This is a genomic window from Gilliamella apis (assembly GCF_002142155.1).
GTDB lineage: Bacteria > Pseudomonadota > Gammaproteobacteria > Enterobacterales > Orbaceae > Gilliamella > Gilliamella apis.
The window spans coordinates 77,486-100,334 of the sequence record NZ_NASD01000008.1; the positions used below are offsets into that span (position 1 = coordinate 77,486).

At 36.4% G+C, this 22,849-nt stretch carries 17 protein-coding genes and 1 rRNA gene; 12 read left to right on the forward strand and 6 right to left on the reverse strand.

Going from position 1 to position 22,849, the window contains the following annotated elements; all coding sequences use genetic code 11:
* Positions 1-186: 186 nt before the first annotated feature.
* The gene (gene ppnN, locus B6C84_RS05555) at positions 187-1,563 is read left to right on the forward strand and encodes a nucleotide 5'-monophosphate nucleosidase PpnN (RefSeq protein ID WP_086320861.1); all 1,377 of its coding nucleotides are present in this window, start codon (positions 187-189) and stop codon (positions 1,561-1,563) included.
* 94 nt (positions 1,564-1,657) lie between these two features.
* Here ppnN and radA read toward each other — a convergent pair whose 3' ends face one another.
* From radA to B6C84_RS05575, 4 genes are all read right to left on the reverse strand, one after another.
* Positions 1,658-3,034 carry a DNA repair protein RadA gene (gene radA, locus B6C84_RS05560; RefSeq protein WP_086320860.1) on the reverse strand — a complete coding sequence of 459 codons (1,377 nt, stop codon included), beginning with the start codon at positions 3,032-3,034 and terminating at the stop codon, positions 1,658-1,660.
* A gap of 9 nt (positions 3,035-3,043) precedes the next feature.
* Complete coding sequence (gene serB, locus B6C84_RS05565; RefSeq protein WP_086320859.1) at positions 3,044-4,018, reverse strand: phosphoserine phosphatase; 975 nt, start codon at positions 4,016-4,018, stop codon at positions 3,044-3,046.
* 234 nt (positions 4,019-4,252) lie between these two features.
* Entirely contained in the window at positions 4,253-5,542 is a 1,290-nt protein-coding gene (gene rsmB / locus B6C84_RS05570) for a 16S rRNA (cytosine(967)-C(5))-methyltransferase RsmB (protein ID WP_086320858.1), read from the reverse strand.
* A gap of 31 nt (positions 5,543-5,573) precedes the next feature.
* Positions 5,574-6,917 carry a Na+/H+ antiporter family protein gene (locus B6C84_RS05575; protein WP_086320857.1) on the reverse strand — a complete coding sequence of 448 codons (1,344 nt, stop codon included), beginning with the start codon at positions 6,915-6,917 and terminating at the stop codon, positions 5,574-5,576.
* Positions 6,918-7,277: 360 nt separating this feature from the next.
* On the opposite strand from B6C84_RS05575, the gene B6C84_RS05580 reads away from it, so the two are divergent.
* The 11 genes from B6C84_RS05580 to B6C84_RS05630 all read left to right on the forward strand — a co-directional run bounded on the left by B6C84_RS05580 (position 7,278) and on the right by B6C84_RS05630 (position 21,856).
* Entirely contained in the window at positions 7,278-8,150 is an 873-nt protein-coding gene (locus tag B6C84_RS05580; RefSeq protein ID WP_086354088.1) for a shikimate dehydrogenase, read from the forward strand.
* 23 nt (positions 8,151-8,173) lie between these two features.
* The gene (aroD, locus tag B6C84_RS05585) at positions 8,174-8,938 is read left to right on the forward strand and encodes a type I 3-dehydroquinate dehydratase (protein ID WP_065614646.1); all 765 of its coding nucleotides are present in this window, start codon (positions 8,174-8,176) and stop codon (positions 8,936-8,938) included.
* Between the two features lie 349 nt (positions 8,939-9,287).
* On the forward strand, positions 9,288-11,708 hold the full coding sequence (plsB, locus tag B6C84_RS05590; protein WP_065614647.1) for a glycerol-3-phosphate 1-O-acyltransferase PlsB: 2,421 nt from the start codon (positions 9,288-9,290) through the stop codon (positions 11,706-11,708).
* A gap of 287 nt (positions 11,709-11,995) precedes the next feature.
* Entirely contained in the window at positions 11,996-15,064 is a 3,069-nt protein-coding gene (fdnG, locus tag B6C84_RS05595; RefSeq protein ID WP_086320855.1) for a formate dehydrogenase-N subunit alpha, read from the forward strand.
* A gap of 15 nt (positions 15,065-15,079) precedes the next feature.
* A complete protein-coding gene (fdxH, locus tag B6C84_RS05600) occupies positions 15,080-16,054 on the forward strand; it encodes a formate dehydrogenase subunit beta (RefSeq protein ID WP_086320854.1) in 975 nt (324 codons plus the stop codon).
* On the forward strand, positions 16,047-16,745 hold the full coding sequence (locus B6C84_RS05605) for a formate dehydrogenase subunit gamma (protein ID WP_065614648.1): 699 nt from the start codon (positions 16,047-16,049) through the stop codon (positions 16,743-16,745). Before fdxH ends, B6C84_RS05605 begins: the two co-directional genes overlap by 8 nt.
* Before the next feature lie 89 nt (positions 16,746-16,834).
* Positions 16,835-17,743, forward strand: a complete 909-nt coding sequence (gene fdhE, locus B6C84_RS05610; protein ID WP_086320853.1) for a formate dehydrogenase accessory protein FdhE — start codon at positions 16,835-16,837, stop codon at positions 17,741-17,743.
* A gap of 119 nt (positions 17,744-17,862) precedes the next feature.
* Positions 17,863-18,825 (forward strand): ABC transporter substrate-binding protein, encoded by a 963-nt coding sequence (locus B6C84_RS05615; RefSeq protein WP_065578409.1) that lies wholly within the window; start codon positions 17,863-17,865, stop codon positions 18,823-18,825.
* Between the two features lie 249 nt (positions 18,826-19,074).
* Positions 19,075-20,052: an ABC transporter substrate-binding protein gene (locus B6C84_RS05620; RefSeq protein WP_217332101.1), complete on the forward strand. Its 978-nt coding sequence runs from the start codon at positions 19,075-19,077 to the stop codon at positions 20,050-20,052.
* A gap of 62 nt (positions 20,053-20,114) precedes the next feature.
* A complete protein-coding gene (locus tag B6C84_RS05625) occupies positions 20,115-21,059 on the forward strand; it encodes an ABC transporter permease (protein ID WP_086320852.1) in 945 nt (314 codons plus the stop codon).
* Positions 21,060-21,061: 2 nt separating this feature from the next.
* A complete protein-coding gene (locus B6C84_RS05630; protein WP_065578412.1) occupies positions 21,062-21,856 on the forward strand; it encodes an ABC transporter ATP-binding protein in 795 nt (264 codons plus the stop codon).
* A 101-nt stretch (positions 21,857-21,957) separates the two neighbouring features.
* On the opposite strand, the gene B6C84_RS05635 is transcribed toward B6C84_RS05630, so the two are convergent.
* Together B6C84_RS05635 and rrf are read right to left on the reverse strand one after the other, a co-directional pair.
* Positions 21,958-22,461 carry a riboflavin biosynthesis intermediates N-glycosidase gene (locus tag B6C84_RS05635; RefSeq protein ID WP_108720919.1) on the reverse strand — a complete coding sequence of 168 codons (504 nt, stop codon included), beginning with the start codon at positions 22,459-22,461 and terminating at the stop codon, positions 21,958-21,960.
* Between the two features lie 285 nt (positions 22,462-22,746).
* Positions 22,747-22,849: ribosomal RNA gene (gene rrf, locus B6C84_RS05640) — 5S ribosomal RNA — on the reverse strand; the annotation flags it as partial.

The window sequence follows — 22,849 nt, forward strand, 5'->3', positions numbered from 1 at the left end:
ACTACAATGATATTTAAATCATTGGTTAATGTAATATTGAAAAATTCAATTTGAAAAAATAGTTACATATTTTCATGTTAAATTAATTTAATTGATAAATTAGGTTATTATCAGCTTTACTTATTTTTTATTCTGTTTGAATATATAATGATTTTTTGTCGATAAAACCGTCAAATGGAGGTTGTGATGATTACCCATATTAGTCCATTAGGATCAATGGATTTACTTGCACAAGCAGAAGTCGATATTCTGAAAAAATCAGCAAATAGCGAACTATACCAATTATTTAGAAATTGTTCACTAGCCACACTAAATGCAGGTAGCAAAACTGATAATACTCAAGAATTATTGGATAGATTTAAATCTTTCGAAATTAACGTTATCAGCAAAGAACGAGGGGTCAAATTAGAGCTTATTGATGCTCCTGAAACCGCATTTGTCGACAAAAAAATTATTCGCTCCATTCAAGCCAATCTATTTGCGGTGTTGCGTGATATCCTGTTTTTAAATAGCCAAATTAGTGCAATTAAACATTTGGTGCCTAATGATAAACTGGAAAAAGAACACTCCTATTACATCACCAATCTGGTTTTCTCAATTTTACGTAATGCCAATGCCTTACATGTGGGTGAAGAACCTAATTTAATTGTCTGTTGGGGTGGGCATTCCATTAACGAAAGTGAATATTATTATGCTCGTCAAGTTGGTATGCAGTTAGGGCTACGCGAACTCAATATCTGCACAGGCTGTGGTCCGGGAATTATGGAAGCCCCGATGAAAGGCGCTGCTGTTGGTCATGCACAACAACGGATCAAAGATAGTCGCTTTATTGGTATGACCGAGCCATCCATTATTGCCGCAGAGCCACCAAATGCACTGGTTAATGAACTTATTATTATGCCGGATATTGAAAAAAGACTTGAAGCCTTTGTGCGTATGGCACATGGTATTGTTATCTTTCCTGGAGGCCCAGGTACCGCGGAAGAATTGCTTTATATTTTGGGGATTATGCTCAATCCAGCTAATAAAAATCAAACTTTACCAATTATTTTAACTGGTCCCAAAGAGTGTGAAAATTATTTTGCTGCAATTGACCAATTTATCCGCAACACCTTAGGAGAAGAAGCAACTAAACTGTATGAAATTATCATTGATTCGCCAGAACAAGTTGCTCGCATCATGAAACATGGCGTCAAACAGGTTAAATCATCACGTTTAGCAACTGGCGATGCTTACGGATTTAACTGGTTACTTAAAATCGATGAATCATTACAGCATCCATTTGAACCAACCCATGAAAATATGGCATCCCTCAATCTACATAAAGATCAACCTGTTGAATTATTAGCTGCTGATTTACGTCGAGCTTTTTCTGGTATTGTGGCCGGTAATGTTAAAGAGTTCGGGATGAAACAAATTGCCGAACATGGCCGCTATAAGTTACAAGGTGATCCAGAGATCATGAAACAATTAGATAATTTACTGCTTAGCTATGTAAAACAAGACCGTATGAAGTTACCTGGCGGCAGTGCTTACCAACCTTGTTATGAAATTTATTATTAACGCTAAAATTAAATAACTTCTTTTCCGCCGATAGTTAAATTCTAAGATTAAATTGCAGAATTAAATCGGCGGAATATTTTCAGCAAGAAAAACCCTACAAATCACTTAAAATATCTAGTGCTTCAGATACTTTCTTAACCGCAAAGATCTGCATATTTTCTGGTTTCTTTTTCGGCATATTGGCAATAGGTACTATCGCTTTTTTAAAGCCATGTTTAGCCGCTTCTGAAATACGCTCTTGGCCACTTGGTACCGGTCTGATTTCACCACCTAATCCTATTTCACCAAAAATTACCACATCTTGTGGTAAAGGACGATTACGAAAACTCGATACCAATGCGGCAATTAATGCTAAATCGGCACTGGTTTCGGTTACTTTTACCCCACCGACAACATTAACAAAAATATCCTGATCGGCCATTTGTAAACCACCATGACGATGTAAAACAGCCAATAACAGTGCCAATCGGTTCTGATCAAGCCCGACAGTTACTCGCCTTGGATTACCATAAACAGAGTGATCAACTAATGCTTGGATCTCAACTAATAAGGGCCGAGTGCCTTCCCACAGCACCATTACTGAACTACCAGATAACATCTCTTCACCACGACTTAAAAAGATTGCTGATGGATTACTAACCTCTTTCAAGCCTTGTTCGGTCATGGCAAACACACCAAGTTCATTTACGGCACCAAACCGATTTTTATGGCTACGCAAAGTACGGAATCGAGAATCCGCATCACCATCGAGTAAAATCGAGCAGTCAATACAGTGTTCAAGCACTTTAGGACCAGCCAGCGAACCATCTTTAGTCACATGGCCAACCATGATAATGGCAATTCCTTTAGTTTTCGCAAAACGAGTTAAATAAGCGGCTGTTTCTCGAACTTGTGCCACACTACCCGGTGAAGATTGAATATCAGCAAGATGCATCACTTGAATTGAGTCGATAACCATTAATTTGGGTTGAGACTGTTCGGCCAGTAAACAGATCTGCTCAATACTTGTCTCAGACAACATATTAATATTATCAGTTGGTAAACCCAAACGGTGGGCACGCATCGCCACTTGTTGTAGTGATTCCTCACCAGTAACGTAAAGCGTATTCATTTGTGCCGAAAGTTTACTCATTGTTTGCAATAGCAAAGTACTTTTACCTGCACCAGGATTACCACCAATTAAGATTGCACTACCTGGTACCACGCCACCACCAAGTACGCGGTCAAATTCAGAAAATCCAGTTGAAAATCGAGGTAAAGCCTCTAAACTAATTTCAGATAATTTTTGGATTTTAGTTTGCCCAGCACCACCAGCATAACCGGTTAATCGATCATTGCGTGACGAAGTACTCGCTAACCTTACTTCAGTAATCGTATTCCAAGCATGACAAGCACTACACTGACCTTGCCAACGAGGATAGTCCGCGCCACAATCATTACAAACATAAGCGCGCTTTACGGTTTTGGCCAAATTTTTCTCCTAACCTTCACTTAGTAAACTGGTTGATAAGATGCACCATAAACCAGTTAAATCGGCATAATTGATACTAATTCTTGCTTTTTCAACGACTTTAGGTTTGCCGTGATAAGCAACACCAAGTCCAGCAATTCTAATCATCATTAAATCATTGGCGCCATCACCTATTGCAACCGTCTGCTCAATAGGAATATCTAAAGAGGTAGCTAATTGTTGCAAGGTTCGAGCTTTATATTTAGCATCAACAATTTGGCCGATCACTTTACCAGTTAGCTTACCATTTTTAATTTCTAACTCATTAGCATGAGCATCTATTAGTTTTAGCTTCTGTTTTAAATGGTCGGCAAAATAGGTGAATCCACCGGAAACAATGGCAACATGCCAATTTTTTTTATGTAGCTCTTTAACTAAACAAGTCAATCCCGGCGTTAGTGGTAGTGCTTTTTTTACTTGCTCTAAAATATCTTGTGGTGCACCAGTTAACGTCGCCACGCGTTTGCGTAAACTGGTGGCAAAATCAAGTTCACCTCGCATAGCAAGTTCAGTAACTGCAGCAACTTGTTCACCAACACCTTGTAGCTTTGCCAGCTCATCAATACATTCAATACCAATAGCTGTTGAATCCATATCCATGACCAACAAGCCTGGAGAATGCAAGGAAGGTAAATTATCAATTGGTGCAACATCAATCCCTAAGCTTAACGAAATCGATTTGGCTTTTTTCGGCATTACCCCTGCAATACGTACAATTTGATAGGTTTTAATTTTCCATGAAGAAACCACAACCATCGGCATTGCCAACTGTCTTTGAAATTTTGACAGCAAGGTTTTATTTAACTTTTTACCATAAATAATCCAACCAGTTTTTCCGGCATTGTAATCTAATGGAACTACTTCACAACCATTTAAAGATAAAGGTAAACCTTGCCAATATTGTATATTTTCGGGGAGATCACTATAGGTTAATGTGTAAGCCATATTTCGAGAGTCTTAAAAGTACAAAACAGATTCGGAATTTACCATATCTGCCAAAAATTGTCCAAGTAACGATGATAAGATGTTATTGATTAAATTTTATGGTTTAAAAAAACCCCGTTCCTCAAAATTTTTTGAGTAAGAATTTAATTCATCATTAATCATTGCAAATAAACTAACAATTAAAAAGGCAAAAATGACAACTAAATTGCTTTACCCCATAAACATAACTAATAACTATTCTTTCCTTAATACAGCATAGAAAAAACCATCACCAGCCAATTCAGTCGGTAAAAACTGCCTAAGTTCTCCCTGCTGTTTGGCGTTGGGGGTTTGTTGTAAAAAACGGGCGATTTGTAACTTATTCTCCTCTGGCAATACTGAGCAAGTGGCATAAACTAAAGTGCCACCTGTTTTTAAATAAGGCCAGATACGTGTCAAAATAGCATATTGTAGTTCGGTGAGCTGAGCGATATCGCTATCACGTCGTAACCATTTTATATCAGGATGACGACGAATAACCCCAGTAGCCGAACAAGGTGCATCAAGCAAGATACGATCAAACTGATGCCCATCACACCACTTCTCAGGGGTTAAACCATCACCAACTTTGACTTGTGCATGTTGTTTTAGGCGTGCTAAATTTTCATCAATTCGTTTAATGCGGTTGGCATCAACATCTACAGCTAATACATTAGCGGTTGGCGCAAGTTCTAAAATATGGGTGGTTTTACCGCCAGGAGCGGCACACATATCTAAAATTTGCTCGCCATTTTTAGGTGCTAATAGATAAGCCGCATATTGTGCCGATAAATCTTGTACTGTTACCGCCCCTTCAGCAAAAAACGGTAACTTAGTCACATTTACCGCCGTAGTTAAGCGAAGCGCACCAGGGATATCAGCACAAGTCTCGGAAGCAATTTGTTGTTTTTCAAGTAATTGTTGGTATTCACTAACCGAATAATGGTTAAGATTAACTCGTAACCACATAGGTGGTTTCTGATTATTCGCATTAACAATTGCTTGCCACTGCTCTGGATAAGCTGATTTTAAACGATTTAATAACCAACTAGGATGTAAGGTCTGACTAATTTGTTGTTTACTATCTTGCTGAAATTTTTGTTTTAATGACGCCTGTTGGCGTAAAAATTCACGTAAAACACCATTAATCACACCTTTTAATTGCGGTTTTTTTAAATCATTAACCGCACCAACTGTTTCACCTACAGCGGCATGTTCAGGAATTCGGGTATAAAGAATTTGGTACAATCCAGTTAACAATAGGTAATGTAAAATTCTATTTTTTCCAGTTAAGACCTTGCTCATTAAGTTATGAATATAAAAATCTAGTTCTGGTAGCACGCGCATTACACCAAAACAGATCTCTTGCACTAGTGCTTTGTCTTTATCAGCAAGTTGATGATTCAAAGATGCTAAAGCCGTACTAAGCGATTGTCCTTCTTCAAGTACCGCAAAAATAGCTTTTGCACAAAGCGCACGAATATTTTGGTATGACTTTTTATTCATAACTAATAATAGCCTTAATTCTTTTGATTGTTTAAAGAATCAATGATCCAACCCATCCAGCAATAAATAACGGAATATTGAAATGGGTAAAGGTTGGAATAACACTGTCTCTAATATGGTCATGCTGTCCATCACTATTTAAACCAGCAGATGTGGCTAAAATAGTATCTGAAGGTGGTGAACCAGCATCACCGATAGCTCCTGATGCACCAATTAAACAAACTGTGGCAATTGGTGAAAATCCTAATTGAACACATAACGGAACATAAATTGCGGCAATAATTGGAACAGTAGAAAATGACGAGCCAATTCCCAGCGTAATGACCAAACCAACTAACATCATCATGAAAGAGGCCACGACTTTGTTACCAGCAAATAACGCTGCACTATTAATGACTAAAGGTTCTATTTCATGTGTCTGTTTTAATACTTCGGCAAACCCTTGCGCAGATATCATAACAAAACCAATCATTGCCATCATTTTGATACCATCGGTGAAGATTCCATCTGCTTCGCCCCATTTGATTGAACCTGAAACAATAAAGCAAATAAAACCAATTAACGCACCTAATATCATCGATCCAGTATAAAGTTGCACAGTGAAAGAAAGAATAATCGCTAATAATGAGATAATAAGTGAACGAGCACTTACATTACTAAACTGTTCGGCATGACTCTCTTCACGGATAAGTTCATACTGTCTCGGTTTACGATAACTGACAAAAATAGCCCATAGTAAACCAACAAACATGCCGAAAGCAGGAATAGCCATAGCATGCATGACATTAACATGACTAACATCCATTCCTGACGAAATAATATTTTTTAGCAAAATTTGGTTTAAAAAGATATTACCGAATCCGACCGGTAAAAACATATATGGCGTAATCAAACCAAATGTCATAATACACGCAATCATTCGTCTATCTAATTGTAATCTCGACATCACATATAAAAGTGGTGGAATTAATAGCGGAATAAAGGCGATATGAATTGGAATAATATTCTGTGAGGAAATACTAACTAACCCGATAATAATAATTAACAACCATTTAATTCGTGTTTTGGCATCATTAGTAGTTAATTGTTTAATGGCTTTATCAGCTAATAATTCTGGTAATCCTGATTTAGAAATAGCCACGGCAAACGCACCTAACATAGCATAAGATAAGGCAATATTAGCCCCGTTACTAATACCTGTATTAAAAGCGTCTATGGTTTCTTTTAGTGTTAAATGACTAGACAAACCACCTGCAAATGCACCAATAATTAAGCTAATTACCACATGAACTCGGCAAAGCGAAAGCACTAACATTAAAATAACAGCAACAACAACTGCATTTACTGAGGAAAACAGCTCAAGAATAGTATTCATAAATAGATTCTTCGTAGCGAGATAAAGGGGGTTATTCTAGGCGATAGCTATTTAAAGTGCAATTGTTAGTATACGCTTACTCGCATAAAGCCTTTTTAATCGCCAATTAACTGACCATGTTAAAATGTGAATCAATAAAACAAATAATATTGTTATATCTTTAGGTTGTAGCACACTTGATCTCGTGTCATTATAAAAGCAATAGCAAAACTGAAATAACAATTAAATAATTATCTTATTGAATTAAATAAGCTAAGGTCTAAATTGCCAGCTTTTTGGCTAAACAAAGTTAATATACACAAACATCATGGTATATGATCAGTTTTGGACAAAATTTAGATTAGTTACGGAGAATTTTAAATGAGAATTAATATTGATGGTCATTTTCTATTGATTGGTTTAATGGCTTATCCGATTCGTCATAGTTTGTCACCGCAAATGCAAAATACCATTTACTCTAAATTAAATATTCCGTTTATTTATTTAGCATTTGAAGTCGATCAACCAAAGCTAGCCGATGCAATAAAAGGTTTACGAGCACTTGGGTTACGAGGTAGTGCTATTTCAATGCCCAATAAACAACTTGTTTGCCAATACCTTGATAAATTAACACCTGCGGTAGAAATGAGTGGTGCCTGTAATACCATTTCAAATGATAATGGCGTATTGACCGGTTATAACACTGACGGCATTGGTTATATGCGTATGCTAGCAGAAGCTGGCATAAATATGCTAGATAAAAAAATAACCATTCTCGGTGCCGGAGGTGCGGCAACCGCAATTGCCGTACAAGCAGCACTTGATGGTGTAAAAGAAATTGCTATTTTTAATCAGAAAGATGAGTGCTATACAAAAATAGAATCGGTAATAAAAAAATTAAATGAACAGACAAAATGTAAAGTACATATTACCGATCTAGCTGATGAGAATGAACTAAAAAAACAAATTGCTGATAGCGATGTACTTTGTAACGCCACTGGTGTTGGAATGAAACCATTAGAAGGGCAAAGTTTAATTACCGAGCCAACAATCTTGCGATCAGATCTCGTTGTTACAGATTGTATTTATAGCCCACGCAAAACTAAGCTATTAGAAATGGCCGAACAACAAGGATGTAAAACACTCAATGGCATCGGTATGATGCTATGGCAAGGAGCGGCACAAATAAAAATTTGGACAGGCGAAGATGCACCAATTGATTATGTCAAAGAACAAATGGGATTTAATGATTAATTTAGTGGTGAACAGGAAATAAAATGAATATAGTAACAGTTAAACAGCTTGAGATAGGTAAAGGTACTCCAAAAATAATTGTGCCAATTATTGGAAAAACCGAAGATGAACTCATTGATGAAGTAAAGTTTTTACAAACTATTGATTTTGACGTTTTAGAATGGCGAGTTGACCACTTTACACAAGTTGATAATATTGATGCAGTCAAATCCATAGCACAAAAAATAGCTACCTTATTGCCCAATAAACCAATTTTATTTACTTTCCGTACCGCAAATGAAGGTGGCGTAAAACCATGGCCATTAGATGCTTATATACAACTAAATAAAGCAATGGCAAGCAGTGGCTTAGTTGATTTAATTGATGTTGAAGTCTTTATTGGCGATGACAATGTAAAAGAAATTATCGATATTGCGCATAAAAATAACGTATTCGTGGTTGCTTCAAACCATGATTTTGAAAAAACACCATCACAAAGTGATATTGTCTATCGATTAAGAAAAATGCAAGACTTAGGTGCTGATATTCCTAAAATTGCTGTGATGCCACAAAATACTAATGATGTATTAACATTACTTGCCGCAACCAGCGAAATGAATGAAAAATTTGCTACACAACCAATTATTACCATGTCAATGGCCGGTCTTGGTGCAATCAGCCGCATTGCAGGGACAACCTTTGGTTCAGCCATGACATTTGGTGCCGCCAAAAACGCCTCAGCTCCAGGTCAACTCGATGTTAAACAATTACGTTACATTTTGGATGTAATGTATCAAAGCAAAGCTTGATAATAAACTGATGCCATCACGATTTAAACTGGATTGTGATGGCTAGTTTTCGCTCATTAATTCAACCATTTTGACAACTTAATTTCAATAAACTATATAGTGTTGCTTTTAATATGTCTTTATAATGGGTAGGCATAAGCATCTATAAATTAAAATAATCTAGCTGAAAGATTATGCAAATTAACTAACAGTTAGACAATAACACATATATACTTGGATTAATGTTTATTGTTAAAAAGTAAAATAACAATATAAATTTGCAATTTATGCATCGACAAGTTAGTCGATAAACTAATAGCTAACAATGATTTAAATATATAATTAGCTACAAAATATGAGGTTTATTTTTATGTTTTCTTGGTGGACAAAAGTTTATTTTTCACTAATTCAGATCCCTGTTAAGCTTTTTGTTAAAAGTAAACCGATCCCTACCGATCCCATTACTGAATTGGATCTCGATATCCATCGACCAATTTTGTATGTACTACCTTATAATTCACAAATTGACTTAATGGTAGTGAGATCTCTTTGTCTTAAATATGATTTACCAGATCCTTTATTAGGCATTGATATTAATGGCAATACAATTCCTGCTTATGTTTATATTGATAAAGGACCGGGTATTTTTGCTTCTAAAAAACAAAAAAATAAATCAATTGAAATTTTAAGAGAATATATCTCAGCGCATCAACAAAATGATGAACTTGATGTGCAAATGTTGCCGGTTTCCGTTATGTTTGGGCGAAAACCAGATAAAGAAGGTAAAAAAATGCCTTCACTACAAGTTTTAGGCGCAACGTATAAACTTTATAAAATCTTAATTTCTGGTCGTGACTGTTACACCCGATTCTCTCGAACGGTATCATTTAAAAATATTAAGGTTGACGATAACCAAGATATCTCTGTTTTAGCCCACAAACTTGCTCGTGTCGCACGCATACACTTTGCCAAACAAAGGGCTGCCTCTGTTGGTCCGAAGTTACCTGTTCGTCAGGAGATGCTTAACAAATTATTAACTAATCCTGCCCTTGCCGAAGCTATACAAGAAGAAGCTAAAAGCAAAAAAATAGATCAGGATAAAGCCAGAAAGAATGCCTTATCATTATTAAACGAAATTGCGGCTAATTTTTCTTATCGCATGCTTAGAATGACTGATTTTGTTCTGACTTGGGCATGGAATAGACTTTATCAAGGTTTGAAAGTCACCAATGCAGATCCTGTTCGAGAATTAGCTGAAAATGGCCATGAAATTGTCTATGCGCCATGTCATCGCAGTCATATGGATTACTTATTACTATCCTATGTACTTTATCGACAAGGACTGGTGCCACCACATATTGCCGCAGGTATTAATTTAAACTTCTGGCCAGCAGGACCTATTTTTAGGCGCTTAGGGGCATTTTTTATTCGCCGCTCATTTAAAGGTAATAAACTTTATACCGCTGTATTTCGGGAGTATTTAGCTGAACTATTTATCCGAGGTTATTCGGTAGAGTATTTCATCGAGGGCGGTCGATCACGCACAGGTAGGTTACTTGATCCTAAAACAGGAATGTTAATGATGACAGTCCAGACATTATTGCGTGGTGATCATCGACCGATAACAATCGTTCCTGTTTATATAGGTTATGAACATGTTTTAGAAGTTGCCACTTATGCCAATGAACTTCGTGGCGCAAAAAAAGAAAAAGAGAGCTTGTGGCGTACAATTAAAGCATTTTTAAAATTGAAAAAATTAGGATTTGGTTATGTTAACTTTGGTGATCCTATCCCTTTAAATCAATTTTTAAATCAACAAATTCCCGATTGGCGAGATTCGATTGATCCAACAGGAACACAACGCCCTAGCTGGTTAACACCCACAACTAATCTGCTGGCTACACAAATAATGGAACACATAAATTCATCTGCTGCAATTAATGCCATGAATTTATGTTGTTCAATATTGTTAGCTGCTGACCAATGTACATTAACCAAAGTAAAATTATTAGAAAATATTGATTATCTCTTAAAATTATTAAAAAACATTCCTTATTCCGACTTAATTACCATTCCTGATCAAACTGCTGAACAGATGTTTGAACATGCTAAAGAAATGGGCAAATTTGTTATTACAACTGATGAAGTTGGTGAAATGGTAGGTCTAACAGCCGAGCAAGCAGTATTGATGACCTATTATCGTAATAACATTCAGCATTTATTGATCATTCCAGCAATTGTCGCGCGAATTTTACTTAAAAATAACCGCATTTCGATTGATGAAGTACTTATGCAAGTCAAACTGCTGTTCCCGTTAATAAAATCAGAACTATTTTTATATCACGATGATGAACAACTAACAGAGTACGTAAATAACATTATTGCAACTTATGCCGAATTGAATCTAATCAGTTACACGCCAGATAAATTAACCTTGAACTACTTAAAAATGTCAGGTTTACAGTTATTGGCTTCATCCTCAAAAGATACATTACAACGCTATGTCATTGCATTTTCATTATTGCAAAAAGATCCAACCATCAGCCGAGCAAGTTTAGAAAAAGAAGGCCGATTAATAGCCGAACGTTTATCGATACTTCATGGTATTAATGCACCAGAGTTTTTTGATAAAGGTGTTTTTTCAACCTTAGTTGCTTCACTTCGTGAACAAGGTTATTTAGATGATAAAGACGATGCCAATTTAGCAAAAATTGACACTATGAATAAAATACTTAAACCATTAATCACCAACCGAGTAATGCAGACAATTGACGAAATTAATCTAAAATAATAAACTAAGGCTTACTTGATTGCTATCAGTAAGCCGAATATACTACGCTTCCAACCTTTAATTTAAACATTTCCTTGCTTAATTAGTTTTACTAAAAATGTATTTAATCTTAATAAAATATTAAAACAAGCAAATAGCAATTGATATTTTTGACATATGTCAAACTTTTAAATATTTATCCCTTTATTTCCATTCAATTAAATATTATCATTACAATTAATAAGGATGTTTATAAATTCCTACATAATAATCTAAATAATGTAATGTCAGCTTTTTAAGGAGTTCATATGCTATTTAACCGTAGACAGTTCTTTAAGATCTGTGCTGGTGGCATGGCTGGAACCACAGTAGCTACGCTGGGACTTGCCCCGAGCATAGCTCTTGCACAAACTCGCCAATATAAATTATTAAAATCAAAAGAGACGCGAAATAATTGTACTTACTGTTCAGTAGGATGTGGAATGCTCCTCTATAGCCGAGGCGATGGAGCAAAAAATGCCGAATCATCTATTTTTCATATCGAAGGTGACCCTGATCATCCAGTTAGCCGAGGCTCTCTTTGTCCAAAAGGTGCTGGAGTACTTGATTATATTAAAAGCGAACAAAGAGTTAAATATCCTGAATATCGTGCTCCTGGTTCTGATAAATGGCAACGGATTAGTTGGGATGAAGCAATTGATCGTATTGCCCGACTAATGAAAGCTGACCGAGATAAAAACTTTCAAGAAAAAAATGCACAAGGTACAACAGTTAATCGCTGGACAACAACCGGCTGGTTGGTTACCTCAGCAGCGAGTAATGAAACGGGTTGGTTAGCCTTTAAAGTTGCTCGTTCATTAGGAATGTTAAGCCTCGAAACCCAAGCTAGGGTTTGTCATGGTCCTTCTGTTTCTAGCTTAGCTGCGACATTCGGTCGAGGCGCGATGACCAATAATTGGAATGATATCAAAAATGCTAATGTGGTTATCGTTATGGGTGGTAATGCAGCGGAAGCCCACCCGGTTGGATTTAAATGGGCTATTGAAGCTAAAATTACTAACGGTGCGGAACTGATTGCGATTGATCCACGTTTTCATCGAACTGCCTCTGTCGCCGATCATTATGTACCAATTCGTGCTGGTTCTGACATTGCTTTTTTACTTGGTATTATTAACTACCTTATCTCACATAACGAAGTAAACTTTGAATATCTGGTTACCCACTCTAATGCCAGTTTAATTGTCCGTGATGATTTTAACTTTGATACAAATAGTGGTTTATTTAGTGGTTATGATGCTGCTAACCGTCAATACGATCAAACCAGCTGGGCATATCAAAAAGATGAAAATGGTTATGCATTAAGAGATAAAACCCTAAGTCATCCACGTTGTGTATGGAATTTATTAAAACAACATGTGAGTCGTTATACGCCAGAAATGGTAAACAAAGTTACCGGTAGTCCAATAGACGGTTTTTTACATGTTTGTCGATCTCTTGCTAGTACCAAAACCAACGATCGTGCTGCAACTTTCTTATATGCCTTAGGGTGGACTCAGCACACCTATGGAACTCAAATCATTCGCACTGCAGCGATGATCCAACTTATTCTTGGCAACATTGGTGTTATGGGCGGTGGTATCAATGCTTTACGTGGACACTCAAACATTCAAGGTTTAACTGATGTAGGATTACTATCTAATCGATTACCTGCTTATCTTGACTTACCAAAAGAATCGCAAACTTCACTTGAGCAATATCTGACAGAAAAAACCCCTAAACCACTTGGTCCAAATGAGGTCAATTTTTGGGGTAATTACCCGAAATTCTTTGTTAGCTTTATGAAAGCAATGTACGGTGAGAATGCCACTCAAGATAACAATTGGGGATTTGATTGGTTACCAAAATGGGATAAAACCTATGATGTTTTAAGATTCAGCAAAATGATGCGTGATGGTCAAGCTAATGGTTTTATTTGCCAAGGTTTCAACCCATTAGCAGCACTGCCTGATAAAAATAGTATTCGTGATGGATTATCTAAGCTTAAATTTTTAGTTAGCATTGATCCAATGCCAACCGAAACCGCCGAGTTTTGGAAAAATCATGGCGAATCCAATGATGTTGATCCAAGCAAAATTCAAACCGAGGTATTTAGGCTTCCTGCTAACTGCTTTGCTGAAGAAAACGGCACAATTGTTAACTCATCACGTTTATTACAATGGCACTGGGCAGCAGCCAGACCACCTTACGAATCACTTTATGATCCAGAGATTATTGCCCGCATTTACCTAAGAATTAAAGAGCTTTATGAACAAGATGGTGGTGCTTATCACGAACCAATTAACAATTTAAGCTGGGATTATCTAGATCCAGAAGGTCCATCGGCTGAAGAACTCGCTAAAGAGTGTAATGGTCGAGCATTAGCTGACTTAACGGATAACAGTGGCAATGTCATCCTGAAAAAAGGCCAACTATTAAGCGGTTTTTCACAATTAAAAGCTGACGGATCTACCTCATCAGGGATCTGGATATTCTGTGGCTCTTGGACTGAGCAAGGTAATCTAATGGCTCGCCGCGATCCTAGTGATCCATCTGGTAAAGGTATCCATGCTGGTTGGGCATGGGCATGGCCAATGAATCGACGAGTATTGTATAACCGAGCCTCTGCCGACGAAAATGGTAAACCATGGGATCCAAATCGAGTGTTAATCAAATGGAACGGTACAAATTGGGATGGTAATGATGTCGCTGACTTTACCGGTACATTATCACCAAGCTCTGGTGCCGGTGCATTTATCATGAATAATGATGGTTTAGGTGGATTATTCTGCTTAAATCGTTTGGTTGATGGCCCATTCCCTGAACATTACGAGCCATTTGAAACACCAATTTCCAATAATCCTATGCATCCTAAACAAGTTAATAGCCCAGTTGCTAGAGCATTTAAAGAGGATTTAGCTCGCTTAGGTAAAGCAGATGAGTTTCCTTATGTTGGCACCACATACAGTATTACTGAACACTTCCATTTCTGGACGCAACATGCAAGATTAGCATCCATCACACAACCGGAACAATTTATTGAACTGAGTGAAAATCTTGCCAATAAGAAAGGCATAAAATTAGGCGATACAGTAAAAGTTACCTCTTATCGAGGTTATATCAAAGCCAAAGCAGTTGTGACAAAACGTTTACCAACTTTGACTGTTGATGGTAAAGAGATCGAAACCATAGGAATTCCAATTGTATGGGGATTCACTGGGCAAACGAAAAAAGGCTTCTTGGTTAATGAATTAACACCTCATTTAGGTGACGCTAATTCACAAACACCGGAATATAAGTCGTTTTTAGTTAACATCGAAAAAGTTACCACAGCGGCATAAGGAGGGAGATAAATTATGTCATTACAAACTCAAGATATTATTCGCCGCTCAGCAACTAACGCTTTAACCCCTGCACCTCGGGCTCGAGATTATCAGCAAGAAGTGGCTAAATTAATTGACGTTACCACCTGTATCGGTTGTAAAGCATGTCAGGTAGCTTGTAGCGAATGGAATGATCTGCGTGCCGAAATAGGTAATAGCGTCGGTGTTTATGACAACCCTGCCGACTTAGAACCTAAAGCATGGACCGTTATGCGCTATTCAGAAGTTGAAATTAATGGCAAATTTGAATGGCTTATTCGTAAAGATGGTTGTATGCACTGCGCCGATCCCGGTTGTTTAAAAGCGTGTCCATCAGAAGGAGCAATCATCCAATATGCAAATGGTATTGTTGATTTTCAATCGGAACACTGTATTGGATGTGGATATTGTGTGGCCGGCTGTCCATTTAATATTCCTAGAATCAGTAAAGAAGATAATCACTCTTATAAATGTACCTTATGTGTTGATCGCGTCGCAGTTGGCCAAGAACCTGCTTGTGTAAAAACCTGCCCAACTGGTGCAATTCATTTTGGCACCAAACAAGATATGATTCGTCATGCCGAGCATCGAATTACTGATTTGAAAAAACGTGGATTTGAACACGCTGGTCTCTATAATCCAGAAGGTGTGGGTGGCACACATGTTATGTATGTTTTACATCATGCCGATCAACCTGAACTTTATCATGGCTTACCAAAAGACCCGCAAGTTAGTGAAATTGTTAAATTCTGGAAAGGTGCTTGGAAGCCACTATCAGCAGCTGCTTTTGTCGCTACTTTTGGTGGATTGCTGTTCCACTATATGGGTGTCGGTGCGATTGAAGTCGATGAAGAAGATATAGAACACGAAAAAGAAGCAGATAAACAAGCAAGGAAACGTTTAGGATTGCCTATTTTTGGCCGGAAAAATACGCCTAATTCGTCGCAATCGGAGGCTCATCATGAATAAAAAAGGAATGATATTAAGAACACCACTTATTGTACGTTTCTGTCATTGGTGTATGGTCTGTTTGTTTATTCTAACGGCACTATCTGGTTTGTCGCTGTTTTTTCCATCCATTAAGCTATTTGGATTATTTCTTGGTACACCACAACTAGTTAGAGCGTTGCATCCAATCATTGGTTGTGTAGTATTCGTTTTATTAATGTTTATGTTTATAAAACTAGCACATCATAATATTCCAAATAAAAATGACCTGTTATGGATTAAAAACTTTAAACACGTCATTATGGGTAAAGAAGAAGGTATTCCGATCGGTAAGTATAATGTTGGTCAGAAATTTCTATTCTGGTGCATTATGAGTCTGATCTTTGTATTATTTGTCACAGGTTTAATTATGTGGCGTCGCTATGTTTCCGATTACTTCCCAATTCAAATAGTTCGTATTGCCATATTTTTACATTCTTTTGCCGCTATATGTCTTATTTTATTAGCCATTGGCCATGCTTATATGGCACTTTGGGTAAAAGGTTCCATAAAAGGTATGATAACTGGCTATGTTTCTCGAGCTTGGGCGTTTAAAAATCATTCATCATGGTACGAAGAAGAAATGAAAAAAGTTTATCAGCAAGAACTTAATGCCGAGAGTGAAACCAAGGTTGAGCAATCACCGCAAACTGAGCAAAAACCTGCTTTATAAAGTCTAATAGTAGATCTGCTGATATTAATCAGCAGATTAGCTAAATGGCTAAATCAATTCTGGATAAAACCTCAAAGTGGTAATCAATAATGAGTATAAAAATCATTTCACAAGAACAACTCGAACAACAAAATATAAGCTCAGTAATTAGGCAGATCCCATTGCTATTTTATCCATCAACGAAAACACTTTATATTCACCGCGCGGCACGTTTAAAAACTTTAGCCGAAAATAACCCATTAAGCGATTATTTACTATTTTGTGCAAAAATAGCAGAGCAACAAGCCAAATTAATTAATCAACAAAACGCTGTTGAAGCACCAAATTTACTCAATAATGGCTTAGCGCCATTAAGTTTAGAGAATTTACCATTAAATGATATTTGGCAAGATTATTTATCTGAACTATTAAATTCTTTTTCCGATACCAGTGAACAAATTGAAGCCGTAATTCAACGATTAAAACAAAATAATCCTGAACAACTTCAAGAAAAAGCGATTAGTTTATTACAGGGTAAATTTGATCTGGTCGAAGGCAACGAATCTATATTTATTTGGTCTGCATTATCGGTTTATTACAGTCAACTGGCTAATCAAATTAAAGGAAAAGCAGTTGCTGAAAATACTGATCAAAGTTGGCTATGCCCTGTTTGTAATAGCCTACCGGTTGCTAGTGTGATTCAACTTGGCGGTAATAATGGTTTAAGATATCTTCATTGTAGTTTGTGTGAAAGCGAATGGTATATACCGCGAGTAAAATGTACTTGTTGCGATAATATGCAAGATATCCAATATTTCTCATTAGATAACGAAATGGCAGCAATAAAAACTGAATGTTGTGATGCCTGTCATAGCTATTTGAAAATTTTAGATCAAGATAAAGATCCTCACATAGAAGTTATTGCCGATGATGTAGCATCATTAATCTTAGATATAAAAACAGAAGAAGAAGGATTCGCAAAAAGTGGGATAAACCCATTTGTTTTTGCACAAAAATAGAATTTTTCAATCAGGAACATTTTATCTTTTTATAATAATTAATTATAAAAATATTACTTAACATTTTAAATTATTAGGACTAGAATAATATCACTGTACTAGTTTATGAGTTCTTGATAATGAAACGTTATTTATTATTGATAGTGATGTTAGTAATTACATCATTTTCCTGTTTAGCTGATACCATAAAAAATGTTGCGATAACCGCAATTGTTGAACATCCTTCATTAGATCAAATCCGTGATGGGGTAAAAGATGAGTTAATCGCAAGTGGTTTTAAATTGAATGAAAACTTGCAGGTACAATATCGAAGTGCCCAAGGTAGTAGTGCTACAGCCGCACAAATTGCACGCCAATTTGTCGCAGCTAAACCTGATGTTATCGTCGCTATCGCTACACCAAGTGCCCAAGCAACGGTTGCCGCGACCAAACAAATCCCAGTCGTCTTTGCTGGAATTACCGATCCAATTGCAGCTAAATTAATCAAAAACTGGGAACCAACACATAACAATGTTACTGGTGTTTCAGATTATCAAGAAATAGGCCCTCAAATCGAGTTTATGAAGAAAATTGTGCCTAATGTAAAAGCTGTGGGTTATATTTATAGTCCTAGTGAAATTAACTCAACTGTAGTGCTAAAAAATCTACAACAGCAACTTAGTCAACAAAATATATCATTAATAGCGGTACCTGCTCAACGTACCGCAGATATCTCAACTGCTGCCAATACACTTAAAGGAAAAGTTGATCTTATTTATACGACAACAGATAACAATGTTGTTTCGGCTTATGAATCATTAGTTAAATTTGCCAACGAAAATAAAATACCTCTGTTAGCATCATTCCCCGATGCAATTGAGCGTGGTGCAGTTGCCGCTTATGGTATGAGTTATTACGATGTTGGCCGCCAATCAGGCAAACTTGTGGTAAGAGTTTTAAATGGTGAAGCACCAGGAAATATTACGCCAGAAATAGGTCAAGCATTACGTTTGGTGGTCAATATTGATGCAGCTAAGAAGCAAGGAATTGATTTATCAGCAGATGTTATCGAATCAGCCTATAAAGTTATCGGTCAAAAATAAATCCTTATCTTAAATAATCATCAAATCCCTTGCTCATTGAAATGAGCAAGGTTTTAAAAAACCCCTCTCCTCAAAAATTATTACTATCGTTTATTGCTAAATAACCCATTTATTTCGACCAAAACAACACAAACTGTAACAAATAATTTACACATATACTTTCTTTTAACTATAGAAAATTGTCCGATTTTGCTTTATAGTAAGCAAATATTTAGATTGAATGTAAAATAAATATTACAGGAGTAGCAAATGCGAAATTCAATAATCAAACTTTTTATGTTACTCAGTTTATCCGCAGTAACATTTTTTTCATCTGCTGATAATAAAACCGAACAAAAATTTGTTGCTATCACCGCTATTGTTGAACATCCTGCCTTAGATAATGTCCGTAAAGGTGTTGAAGATGAGTTAAAAGATAATGGCTATATTGCTGGTGAAAACCTAAAATTACAATTTGCTAGTGCCCAAGGTAGTAGCGCTAATGCAGCCCAAATCGCTAAACAATTTGTTGCCAATAAACCAGATGCTATCGTAGGGATTGCAACACCAAGTACCCAAGCGTTAGTTGCTACAACTAAATTAATCCCTATCGTTTTTACTGCAGTAACAGATCCGGTTGCAGCTAAATTGACACCAAGTTGGGATACATCTAAAACAAATGTAACCGGGGTTTCCGATGCGTTATCATTAGAATCACAAATCGATATGATGTTAAAAATCAAACCAGATGCAAAAAATATCGGTTATGTTTACAGTCCTAGTGAAGTTAATTCAACAATTGTACTTAAAGAATTACAAGTTGCACTTGAAAAACGTGGCATGAAAATCATTGCTGCACCAGCACAACGAACCTCCGACATTTCAACTGCAGCAAGAAGTTTAAAAGGAAAAGTTGATCTGATCTATACAACAACCGATAATAACGTCGTTTCGGCCTATGAAGCTTTAGCTAAAGTTGCCAATGAAAACAAAATTCCACTAGTAGCATCAGATCCTGATTCAGCTGAACGAGGAGCGATTGCCGCTTTAGGAATGAGTTATTATGATCTTGGCCGCCAAGCTGGTAAAATTGTTATTCGAATTCTTAATGGTGAAAAACCAGGTGATATTGCACCACAAGTTGGTAATATCACACAATTAACAATTAATAAGAAAGCGGCTGAACGTCAAGGTGTAACGCTATCGGAAGAAGTATTAAAATCAGCGGCAAAAGTTGTCGAAAAATAATTTAAACCGTTTTAATAACTAAACCGCCAAATTTGGCGGTTACTTTTTTAGTGGATTTTTTCATGTCATTTGAATTTTTATTAGGCTCAATTGGAATAGGACTTATTTACGCATTAGTTAGTTTGGGTGTGTTTATCTCATTTAGATTACTTGATTTCCCCGATCTAACAGCTGATGCAAGTTTTCCACTTGGTGGTGCAGTATGTGGATTATGTATGTACGTTGGTATTGATCCATGGATAGCAACATTTTTAGGTATGTTTGCTGGTTGTATTGCTGGTGCAATGACTGGACTACTCTATGTTAAACTTAATATATTGCAATTACTATCCAGTATTATTGTAATGATAGGTCTGTATTCTATTAATTTAAGAATTTTAGGGATAGGGCCATATATTATGGGCGAAACCCCAAGAATGGCAGGATCCCCTAATCTATCATTACTAGATGCAAAAACTATTTTTTCACCATTTATGGCTGAAGATTATAGCAATCAATATCTAGTACAACCTATAATGATTTTGGCGTTTGTTGTAGTTTTTTGGCTACTACTCAATCTATTTCTAAATACTCAAGTTGGATTAGCACTAAGAGCAACAGGTACTAATCAACGAATGGCAAAATCTCAAGGTATTCCAACGGGTGCGATCACTATTTTAGGGATGGCAATATCAAACGGATTAATCGCTCTAGGTGGTTCATTATTTGTGCAAACACAAGGCGGGGCGGATATCACTATTGGGGTTGGTACCATTGTTATCGGTCTTGCTTCAATTATTATTGGTGAAAGTATATTCCCAACAAAACGCATCTGGGCAGTTATGATTGCCGTTATTTTTGGTGCAATCTTATATCGATTATTTATCGCTTTCGCACTCAGTAATGAATTCTTACAAGAAATTGGTGTAGGTACTGAAGACCTAAATCTTATTACAGCAATATTGGTTGTTTTGGCATTAGTATTACCAAAACAACTAAAAAAATATTCTAAAAAAAGAGGTAAGTAAGCATGATTAAAGTAGGACAATTACAATTGACGTTTAATCAAGGAACACCAATTGAAAATCATGTATTACGTGGTTTGAATCTCAATATCAAAAAAGGGGAATTTGTTACTATTATTGGTAGTAATGGCGCAGGAAAAAGTTCATTACTTAATGTCATTAGTGGTGATCTGATTGCTGATTCTGGTCATATTACCATTAATAATAAAGATGTTACACGATGGCCCGCTTGGAAAAGAGCTGGAATGGTGGCACGAGTATTTCAAGATCCAATGGTCGGAACTTGTGAAAACCTGACCATAGAAGAAAATTTAGCTATCGCTTACAACCGTGGCAATAATTTTACTTTACGACCTGCTTTAAATCGTAGACTGCGTGTTCTATTTAAAGAAAAACTAGCAACGCTAAATTTAGGTTTAGAAAATAGACTATCAGATATGATGGGCTTGCTTTCTGGTGGACAAAGACAAGCAGTTAGCCTACTCATGTCAACATTGCAACCATCCAAGATATTATTACTTGATGAACATACAGCGGCTCTCGATCCCAAAACAGCACAATTTGTTTTGGATCTGACTAATGAAATTGTTCAGAAAAACCAACTAACCACTATGATGGTGACTCATTCAATGAAACAAGCATTAGAATATGGCACAAGAACAGTGATGCTACATCAAGGACAAGTAGTACTTGATGTGTCAGGAGAACAACGAGATAAGCTAACAGTCACAGATTTATTAGATATGTTTGAAAAAACTCGTGGTGAAAAAGTAACTGACGATGCCTTATTATTAGGTTAATAAATCAGCAAGCAATATTTAATAGCTGAATATTGCTTCTTATCCAATAAGATTCGTATAAATAATTCATTATTTTTCTTGTAATTGTTGGCGAACATTCATTAAAGCAAATTTTTTCCACGCCACATTAACGGATTATCAATATTAGGATCGTCCTGAGACAATCCTATCCCCCATATTTTATCAACCGGACTTGCTTCTACTAATATTCTTTGTTTGGTTGATAATATAAAATCAGTCAACTTTGAATTCTGTGAAAACTTAGCATAATTACCATTTATGACAATATTAAAGCAGTGTTCATCCCAAATCTTCGGTATGAATCCTTTTACTTGACGCCCTAATGCCTTTGCTAATCCAGGAGAATTAGCAGTAAGTATTTTTGATAATATTTGCTTATCACCGAATAATCTTGCTTTCTCAGCCATCATATAATGTTCTGCAGTTGGATAGTAAATATTATCAATCTCAAAACGACTTGGATACCATTGGCTAAAACAACTCTTTGTTATGATAGAAGGTTGCTTTTCTACATGTCCCCAAAAGTATATATATTTATACCGTTTACCACTTCTATATTGTTGGTGTAATTGCAATAAATCCATAGAAATTCCTTATCATCACTAACGAATATGTTATATGTATATTTATCAATATACCAATAAGATATTGGTAAAAATATTTTTTTAATAGAAAAGAATCACATCCATTCATATAGCTATTATGCCGATAAGAAGCATTTAAAGTTATGTATGATATGTAAAAGAAATATAACGTTATATTTTTGTGATAAGGCGTTGTATAGAAATTATTTGACTATCTACAATAGTATTTATTAATCCTAGAAAGCAAAAAAGCCCAGCATTGCTGCTGGGCTCGTATATTTAAAAGTCTGGCGGCACCCTACTCTCACATGGGTAATACCCACACTACCATCGGCACTACGGCGTTTCACTTCTGAGTTCGGCATGGGGTCAGGTGGGACCACCGCGC

Excerpts from the sequence above, each read along its gene's own strand:
- ppnN (WP_086320861.1), top strand. The coding sequence starts at position 187 with ATGATTACCCATATTAGTCCATTAGGATCAATGGATTTACTTGCACAA.
- serB (WP_086320859.1), bottom strand. The coding sequence starts at position 4,018 with ATGGCTTACACATTAACCTATAGTGATCTCCCCGAAAATATACAATAT.
- rsmB (WP_086320858.1), bottom strand. The coding sequence starts at position 5,542 with ATGAATAAAAAGTCATACCAAAATATTCGTGCGCTTTGTGCAAAAGCT.
- B6C84_RS05575 (WP_086320857.1), bottom strand. The coding sequence starts at position 6,917 with ATGAATACTATTCTTGAGCTGTTTTCCTCAGTAAATGCAGTTGTTGTT.
- B6C84_RS05580 (WP_086354088.1), top strand. The coding sequence starts at position 7,278 with ATGAGAATTAATATTGATGGTCATTTTCTATTGATTGGTTTAATGGCT.
- aroD (WP_065614646.1), top strand. The coding sequence starts at position 8,174 with ATGAATATAGTAACAGTTAAACAGCTTGAGATAGGTAAAGGTACTCCA.
- plsB (WP_065614647.1), top strand. The coding sequence starts at position 9,288 with ATGTTTTCTTGGTGGACAAAAGTTTATTTTTCACTAATTCAGATCCCT.
- fdnG (WP_086320855.1), top strand. The coding sequence starts at position 11,996 with ATGCTATTTAACCGTAGACAGTTCTTTAAGATCTGTGCTGGTGGCATG.
- fdxH (WP_086320854.1), top strand. The coding sequence starts at position 15,080 with ATGTCATTACAAACTCAAGATATTATTCGCCGCTCAGCAACTAACGCT.
- B6C84_RS05605 (WP_065614648.1), top strand. The coding sequence starts at position 16,047 with ATGAATAAAAAAGGAATGATATTAAGAACACCACTTATTGTACGTTTC.
- fdhE (WP_086320853.1), top strand. The coding sequence starts at position 16,835 with ATGAGTATAAAAATCATTTCACAAGAACAACTCGAACAACAAAATATA.
- B6C84_RS05615 (WP_065578409.1), top strand. The coding sequence starts at position 17,863 with ATGAAACGTTATTTATTATTGATAGTGATGTTAGTAATTACATCATTT.
- B6C84_RS05620 (WP_217332101.1), top strand. The coding sequence starts at position 19,075 with ATGCGAAATTCAATAATCAAACTTTTTATGTTACTCAGTTTATCCGCA.
- B6C84_RS05625 (WP_086320852.1), top strand. The coding sequence starts at position 20,115 with ATGTCATTTGAATTTTTATTAGGCTCAATTGGAATAGGACTTATTTAC.
- B6C84_RS05630 (WP_065578412.1), top strand. The coding sequence starts at position 21,062 with ATGATTAAAGTAGGACAATTACAATTGACGTTTAATCAAGGAACACCA.
- B6C84_RS05635 (WP_108720919.1), bottom strand. The coding sequence starts at position 22,461 with ATGGATTTATTGCAATTACACCAACAATATAGAAGTGGTAAACGGTAT.